The 7,551-nt window shown below is 37.8% G+C and carries 7 protein-coding genes; 3 read left to right on the forward strand and 4 right to left on the reverse strand.

What is annotated here, in order from left to right; all coding sequences use genetic code 11:
- Positions 1 to 340, forward strand: a 340-nt coding sequence (locus AC1DPQ_RS11930; RefSeq protein ID WP_477609439.1) for a substrate-binding domain-containing protein, incomplete at its 5' end; no start/stop codon positions are given.
- A gap of 152 nt (positions 341 to 492) precedes the next feature.
- Positions 493 to 1,677 (forward strand): class I SAM-dependent rRNA methyltransferase, encoded by a 1,185-nt coding sequence (locus AC1DPQ_RS11935; protein WP_477580573.1) that lies wholly within the window; start codon positions 493 to 495, stop codon positions 1,675 to 1,677.
- A gap of 110 nt (positions 1,678 to 1,787) precedes the next feature.
- Here AC1DPQ_RS11935 and AC1DPQ_RS11940 read toward each other — a convergent pair whose 3' ends face one another.
- The 4 genes from AC1DPQ_RS11940 to AC1DPQ_RS11955 form a co-directional block, all read right to left on the reverse strand.
- On the reverse strand, positions 1,788 to 2,222 hold the full coding sequence (locus AC1DPQ_RS11940) for a carboxymuconolactone decarboxylase family protein (protein ID WP_477580574.1): 435 nt from the start codon (positions 2,220 to 2,222) through the stop codon (positions 1,788 to 1,790).
- 262 nt (positions 2,223 to 2,484) lie between these two features.
- A complete protein-coding gene (locus AC1DPQ_RS11945; RefSeq protein WP_477609441.1) occupies positions 2,485 to 3,054 on the reverse strand; it encodes a Crp/Fnr family transcriptional regulator in 570 nt (189 codons plus the stop codon).
- A 55-nt stretch (positions 3,055 to 3,109) separates the two neighbouring features.
- A complete protein-coding gene (locus tag AC1DPQ_RS11950; protein WP_477609443.1) occupies positions 3,110 to 3,892 on the reverse strand; it encodes a GLPGLI family protein in 783 nt (260 codons plus the stop codon).
- 5 nt (positions 3,893 to 3,897) lie between these two features.
- The gene (locus tag AC1DPQ_RS11955) at positions 3,898 to 6,702 is read right to left on the reverse strand and encodes an outer membrane beta-barrel family protein (protein WP_477580577.1); all 2,805 of its coding nucleotides are present in this window, start codon (positions 6,700 to 6,702) and stop codon (positions 3,898 to 3,900) included.
- 132 nt (positions 6,703 to 6,834) lie between these two features.
- On the opposite strand from AC1DPQ_RS11955, the gene AC1DPQ_RS11960 reads away from it, so the two are divergent.
- A partial coding sequence (locus tag AC1DPQ_RS11960) for a DUF4153 domain-containing protein (protein WP_477609445.1) occupies positions 6,835 to 7,551 on the forward strand: 717 nt, incomplete at its 3' end.

Genomic DNA, 7,551 nt, shown 5'->3' on the forward strand with positions numbered 1-7,551 from the left:
GCATGGAGGTATGCACAGTGCAGAGCTGGAACAGGCGGTTAAAGAACTTTTGCCGTTACAGCCAGATGGGATTTTTATTTCGAGCGACCGCTTAACTACCGGCTGCATTATGGCCCTAAAGAAAACCAATCCTGAGGTGGCACATAAAATTGCGATTGCAGGTTTTACAAATTCTAACCTGGTCGAATTATTTTCACCATCTCTAACCTCGGTTAAACAACCCGCATTCGAAATGGGGCAGGTAGCTACCGAACTGTTAATCTCGATGATCGAAGCCAAAAGGCCCGTAACTGAATTCGAAACAAAGGTTTTAGATACCGAATTGGTGAAGAAGCGGTGAGCGCCAAGCGGTTGGCGATTTGTGCAAGGTGTTTAGCGGTATGCGGCTGTACACGGCACGCTAAACTTCCAACCCTCAACTCCAAACTTATCATCCATCGTTAGCGCCAAACGCTCTACACCAAACTCCCTACAAATTATTACCTTTGCAGCATGGTAGAAATCACATTAAAAAAGGGCAAAGAAAAAGCGGCATTACAAAGACATCCATGGGTATTTTCCGGAGCATTGGAAAAAGTTAAGGGAAAACCTGAAGATGGTGATGTAGTAAAAGTTTTTGCTTTCGACAATGAATTTCTAGCCTATGGTTATTACAACAGCAATTCGCGTGTTGCCGTTCGTCTTTTGGAATGGGATGAAGCTCAAACCATTGATAACAGCTGGTACCAGAACCGCTTAAAACAGGCTATTGCTTCACGTCAGTTTATTTTAGGCGAACAGACCAATACCTGCCGACTGGTATTTAGCGAAGCTGATTTCCTTCCAGGTTTAATTGTTGATCAATATGCTGATTTTCTTTCTCTTCAGATTTTAAGTTCAGGAATCGAAAAAGTGAAAGCAGAAATCGTAGAAATTTTAAAAACTGAATTAAATCCAAAAGGGATCTTTGATAAAAGTGACGCTACTGCCCGTACCCATGAAGGTTTACCCATCGAAAACGGACTGCTCTGGGGTGAAAACCCGCCAGAATTTTTGGAGGTAAAAGAAAATGGAATTATATACCACATCAATATCGCAGAAGGACAAAAATCAGGATTTTATTGTGATCAGCGCGATAATAGGCACATTTTAGCCAGTTATACAAAAGGCAAAAAAGTTTTGGACTGTTTTAGCTATAGTGGTGGTTTTAGCTTAAATAGTTTAGCTAATGGTGCTGCAAGCATTACCAGTGTTGATAGTTCGGCTTTGGCTATAGAAACATTAAAACAAAACGTAGCCTTAAACCAATTCGATACAGATAAAGTAACAGCCATACAATCAGATGTAAATAAACAACTCAGGGCTTTCAAAGAATCAGGCGAATTATTTGATGTGATTGTACTGGATCCACCTAAATATGCGCCATCGCGTTCGGCGTTAGACCGCGCGGCGAGAGCCTATAAAGATTTAAACCGTTTAGGCATGTTGTTGCTTGAAAAAGGAGGCTTATTGGCTACTTTTTCTTGCTCAGGAGCGGTTGATATCGAAACCTTTAAACAGATTATCGCCTGGGCGGCACTTGATGCAGGCAAGGAAGTTCAGATTATTAAACAATTCTGCCAGCCAGAAGATCATCCGGTCCGGATTTCTTTTCCGGAAGGAGAATACTTAAAGGGATTGTTGTTAAGGGTGCTATAAATTTATCCCTTACCGATCTACATTAAAGCACAAAGACACAAAGCACCGGGTATTTTGAAAATTAACCAAGTGTTATTGTGTCCTTGTGCTGGGCTGAAAGAGGAATCTAGTTAGCCAACCATCACTTTAGCGGTAATAGCCAGTCTGTTCCAGGCATTAATGGTAACTATAGCCATAATAATCTGTGCTAATTCCTGCTCGTTAAAAAAGCTTGCAGCTCTCTGATAAGTTGCATCAGAAACATGGTGGCTAATTAAGGTTACTTCTTCTGTTAAAGCCAAAACAGCTTCTTCTTGTGCCGTAAATAAGGTTGTTTCTCTCCAGGCATTTAATAAATACAAACGTTGTTCGGTTTCTCCTATTTTGCGGGCATCGGTTGAGTGCATATTTAAGCAAAATGCACAGCCATTAATTTGCGATGCACGCATTTTAATCAGTTCTAAAAGAATTGGATCTAGTTTGCTGGTTGATAAATATTTCTCTAAACCGTACATGGCTTGGTAAGCTGCAGGTTCTACTTTCGGGATATCAATTCTACTTTCCATTTTATTTGTTTTTTGATTACGATGTAAAGGTCTGCAACTTAACGAGCAAAAAACTTAATGTAGTTTAAGAAATGATTAGCTAACACAAAGGGCACATTTTTTTTGCCACGGAAGCACGGATTAACACAGAGTGTTTCCATGGTCTGTGTCCTCACAGATCATTTGTTTTCTTTTTCGATACCCGTACTATATTTATCCGTGTTTTCTGTGTCTCCGAGGCCCATGTTAAATGAGTACACTGTGTTCTGCGGTTAACAAAGCCCTATTTCTTCGCCCTGATTTTACTCAAAAATTCGGGGGTAAAGCCGAGGTAAGAAGCCAGCATATACTGTGGTACACGCTGTACAAATTCAGGGAATAAACGATTAAAATGATGGTATCTTTCCTCTGCTGTTTGGCTATACAGGAACTTTATTCTTCGCTGTGAAGCTTGATGATTTTTTTGCAAGATCAGTCTGAAGTACCTTTCCAGCTTAGGGAGTTTATGGAACATTTCATCATAATGGTGATGTTCGATGGCTATCACCTCGGTGGTTTCTGCTGCCTGGATATAAAATTCAGATTGCTCATGAAATAGAAAGCTGGTTAGATCGGTAATCCACCAGTTTTCGATGGCAAACTGTGTGGTTTGCTCAGCACCTTTTATATCAATGAAATAAAGCCTCAGGCAGCCTTTTACTACAAAATAATTCGCCCTGCAGGTTTGCCCTTCTTCTAATAAAAAAGCCTTTTTTTTAACGGAGAAAGATTTGAGTAGCAATGCAAGGGTTTCTTGTTCATCGCTATTCAAATCTATAAATCTATTAATGTGGTTATAAAGTGCACTATACATAGCTATACTAATGATTAGCTAAAATAGGTATTATTATAAAAACGGAATCAACATCTTAAAGTGAAAAAGCCTTATATATTGGGTGCGCATATTCGCCCCAGTTTTTCATAGCGCCAAGTAATATTGCTTTTAAACCTTTGTTATCAGTCGGCTTTCCTTTTGTAGGTGGTGCTAAATCTTTTTCTGGCACGGAAACTTCTGTTACTTTAGTTGCAAACCAGGTTATATTTTCGTGGGGTAAAGCTAAACCTAAAATCATACCGGGCAATCCCGTAAAAGATTCAGGACCACCTGAAACTGCAATCTGATTCGAATAATAAGCCACAACATAAACCGAGTCCATAATAATGGCATTTGCCCTGCGGCATTCATAACCTGCAATTTCTCTTGTTTCGTCGGTAATTTTCCAGTTAATTTTACGCACGCTATCTTTAACCAGATAAGTATCCTCGTAAACACTTTTTTGCGTAGCACTGGTTTGCGAATCGAAATTTGTAGCAATGGTATTTTTTAAATCAGCCAGCACATCAGATGATAGCCAATTGTTATTCATCGTTTCTTCTACCGTTGGCCACTTATATAAACTTTTATCCTTGGTAAAGTTTAAGGTACTTTTGGCAACTTTAAACTGTGGATTGTTCTTTTTATATTGCTCAAATGCCTCTTTCATATAAGTTTCATTGTCCTTATCGATCTTCTTTTTAATTAAAGCATACATATTAGACCTCTTCTCAAATTCGATCACCCCGTTTTTTACGAAGTGTATATTTTGAGCGGATAAGCTCTTGCTGATGAAAATAACAGCAAATAAGATGATATATTTTAGTGTAGTTTTCATAGTTGTTATTTTTGTGTTTTAATACCGCCGCCCATTTTATTAAAATCCCACGATACGGAGAACATTAAATATCTTCTAATGGTAGTATAACTGCTTTGGCTAATGGTTGTATTGTTGGCCGAACGATTAAAGCCGATATTCTGGTTAAGAATATCATTTACAGTTGCTGAGAATCTTAAATTTTCTGCTTTAAAGAATTTTTTGCTTACTGATGCATTCCAGATAAGACGCTCAAAACTTTCGGTAAGCACTTGTGTTTTTCCATTGTACTGGTATTCTGCATCTGTAGATATTTCAAACTTCCCTGGTAATTGCACATTGCCCGACGCATAACCAGACCATCCCCATCCATCGCTATTCCTACCAATACTTGCTCTAGCCATATTATACGATGGACCAAAGCGGGTATAAAAACTATAACTTTTATCTTTGTATTTCGAAATATTGATGCCCCCACTGTAGGTATAGTTTTTAGTGTTATTTAAGGTTCTGCCTAAATCGGTGGTAATAAAGTTATAAGAAGAACTCCCATTTGCATTTGCATTTAAGCCTATATTTATTTCGCCAAGTGTGTTTATTTTCCTGCTTATCTGTCCATATAAATAGAAATTTGTTTGCATTTTATCATTGTAATTGATGTAACGATAGGTGCTTTTACCAACACCATTGGTGGTTACATCGCTAATAATTGGATTTGCAGTAAAGCTGTAAGAGCCGCTTAACCAAACCGATTGATTGGTTAAAACTTTGTAAGCGTTATAACTTGCATTGATGTTACTTCTGAATGATGGTCTTAAATCTTGATTTCCTTCCACAACATTAAATGGATCGTTATTTATCCTAACTGGCTGAAGTTGATCAAGTGTGGGCTGGTTGGTATTACCATTATAGCTAATCCGTAATGATTTTTGCTGAGAAAAACGATATTGATAAGTTGCCTGGGGCATATAATTAATAAAGTTTCTTACATAGGTTTTGTTATGGTAAATATCATCCTGTTTGAAATTTACCCCACTAAATTTCGATCCAAAATTGATAACCGTTTTACCTTTTTTATAATTGAAAATTGCACCTGCCTGATTGATGGTCTGGTTCAGTTCAAAATTGTTACTGTAGAGCGTATCTAAAATATCATATCTGCCACTTCCAGATTGATTAAAGGATAGCCGATCTGATTTCCCGTTCATTAAACTTAGGCCATAGTTAATAATTACCGTCAAGGTTTTTGAAAGGGGTTCAGTGTAAGCTGCATTTAACTTAAAGGCACTATTTGTTATATCGTTGGTCTTTAATTGATTGGTAAGACTATCTATTATTCCTGTTCCGGTCTCATTTGCCCGTTTGTTAAGCGAGTTTAAGTATCCTTCACTATTACTTTTGTTGATCGATTGATTTAAGTTTAATGATAATGTACGCCCTTTTTTCTTTAATTTTTTGGTGAATAAAACGTTCATGTTAAAACTTTGATCATCTACCTCATTGCTTAGCGTTCTGTCTGACGAATTTAGGAATTTATCATTCTCACCGAAAGTTGAAGTTACAAAATGGTTTGAGGTATTACTTTTTTTCAATGCGCCATCAACGTTAACTTTCATGGTTAAGGTAGTATCGATTTTTAGCTCATACATGGCATCCAGTTTTTGTCTGAACATGTCATTGTCGAATGATTCATTTGAGGTATTATTCTGTACTCCCGATTCTAAATTGTTCTGATTTATTGAGTTTTTATCACCCTGAACCCTGATTGACCCAATTTTATAATTTGTGTTTAACGATTCCTTGTCTTTGTTCCATTTGTTATCGAAATGCAAGCCCCCGGTTCTGGCTAGAGGTAACCCCTGACCATTATATTGCCCATCATAGCTATCAAAGTCATCGCCTCCACTACTAAAATACATCCCACCGTCATCACTCATCGTCAGGCCACCAGAGCCCCCATATTTATCCCGGTCATCCCAGCCTAAGCCCACTGTTCCATTATTGCCCAAAATGCCGTATGCCGAAAATTTCTTTTTGCCCCAGAATTTATTAAACATTCCCTGACCCTGATAAAAATCTTTTGTTCCATAACCACCCTGCACTTTGCCAAAGTAGCCGTTCTTTTTATCTTCTTTAAGTTTAATGTTAAGTGTTTTGGTTTTTTCGCCATCATCAATGCCTGTAAAACTAGCCTGATCGCTGGCTTTATCGTAAAGCTGAACAGATTCTACCATATCTGCCCTCAGGTTTTTAGTTACCAGCGTTGGGTCGTCGCCAAAAAATTCTTCACCATCTACCAATACCTTCGGTACTGTTTTGCCCTGAGCCGTAATTTTACCGTCTTTATCTACCTGAAAGCCCGGAAATTGTTTAATGAGGTCCTCAACCTTGGAGTTCGGTTCGATATTATATGCTTTGGGATCAAACTCTGTAGTATCGCCTTTAATTTTTATGGCTGTTCTGTTTCCTTTAATAATTACATCGGCAAGAATTTTGGCCATACCTGTAAGATTAATTTTTCCATAATCTTTAACCTGAGTGGTAGAATCGAGCGTAAAATGATCTACAAAATCTGCATACTTAGGGTAAGAAACCAATAAGATAAACTTCCCGTTTTTAATTCCGTTAAGCTCGAATGAGCCATTTTCTGCTGTCCGGGTAAATTTTACCAATGTAGAATCTTTTGCATTTAAAACAGCAATAGAGGTTCCAGATAAAAGCGTTGTCGATGCAGTATCAATCGTTCGGCCTTTAATGGCATGGAGGCTTTGTGCTTTCGAATAAGTGGAGATAAAAACGAAAAGGCACAACGAGAGTAATAGGCGTTTCATAGATAAGATTTGGTTTGCCGAATATAAAACTAATATGTTAGTTGTGCATAGTGCTTTAACCTTTTTTAACAATTTAAAAACAGACGCTTAGTCATTAAGCACAAAAGATTATATCTTTAATAAAAAAATCAGATGAAATTACCCTCTCTCCAACAGCTTTACAATGGGTTTGTAACTGTAATTAAGCGTTTTCCCTTACAATTTATTTTTGCGGTTGCCGCAACATTGTGCTGGTGTTATTATATCCATATTTCTGATTATCGAAACTATTCAGAACAGAACGAGAATTTAAAAGATCATTTAATAAAGGCAATAGCCATTTTAAACCTGGCACTTGCGCTCATATTGGCACTCGATTTAATTTCAGAACGCAATCAATACTCATTAAAGAAAAAGTGGTTACTGCGCTTAGGAGGCTTACTGATCTGTATTTTGCTTTACTTCAGCCTCGATCCTACAAACTATTCGGCAGATCTTTACCGCACTTTCTTATTTGCATTTGCCTTTCATTTGCTGGTCGCATTCGCGCCTTTTGTGGGTCAGGAGAAAGTAAATGGCTTCTGGCAGTTTAATAAAGTGCTTTTCCTTCGATTTCTAACCTCAGCACTTTATTCGGCTGTACTATATGCAGGCTTGGCAATGGCCTTGGTTGCCATTGATGGATTGTTTAAGGCGGACATAAAGTGGCAAACATATATGACCTTATTTGCCGTCATTAGCGCTGGATTTAATACTACTTTCTTTTTAGCAGGAATCCCTACTGATTATAAATTGCTCGAAGAAGATCATAGCTACCCGAAAGGTTTAAAAATATTTGCGCAGTTTGTACTGATTCCACTGGTAACAATC

Source organism: Pedobacter sp. 01T416_2 (assembly GCF_056398925.1).

What these genes read in the sequence shown, in the direction of transcription:
- AC1DPQ_RS11940 (WP_477580574.1), bottom strand. Translation starts at nt 2,222, where the DNA reads ATGGAAAGTAGAATTGATATCCCGAAAGTAGAACCTGCAGCTTACCAA.
- AC1DPQ_RS11955 (WP_477580577.1), bottom strand. Translation starts at nt 6,702, where the DNA reads ATGAAACGCCTATTACTCTCGTTGTGCCTTTTCGTTTTTATCTCCACT.
- AC1DPQ_RS11935 (WP_477580573.1), top strand. Translation starts at nt 493, where the DNA reads ATGGTAGAAATCACATTAAAAAAGGGCAAAGAAAAAGCGGCATTACAA.
- AC1DPQ_RS11945 (WP_477609441.1), bottom strand. Translation starts at nt 3,054, where the DNA reads ATGTATAGTGCACTTTATAACCACATTAATAGATTTATAGATTTGAAT.
- AC1DPQ_RS11950 (WP_477609443.1), bottom strand. Translation starts at nt 3,892, where the DNA reads ATGAAAACTACACTAAAATATATCATCTTATTTGCTGTTATTTTCATC.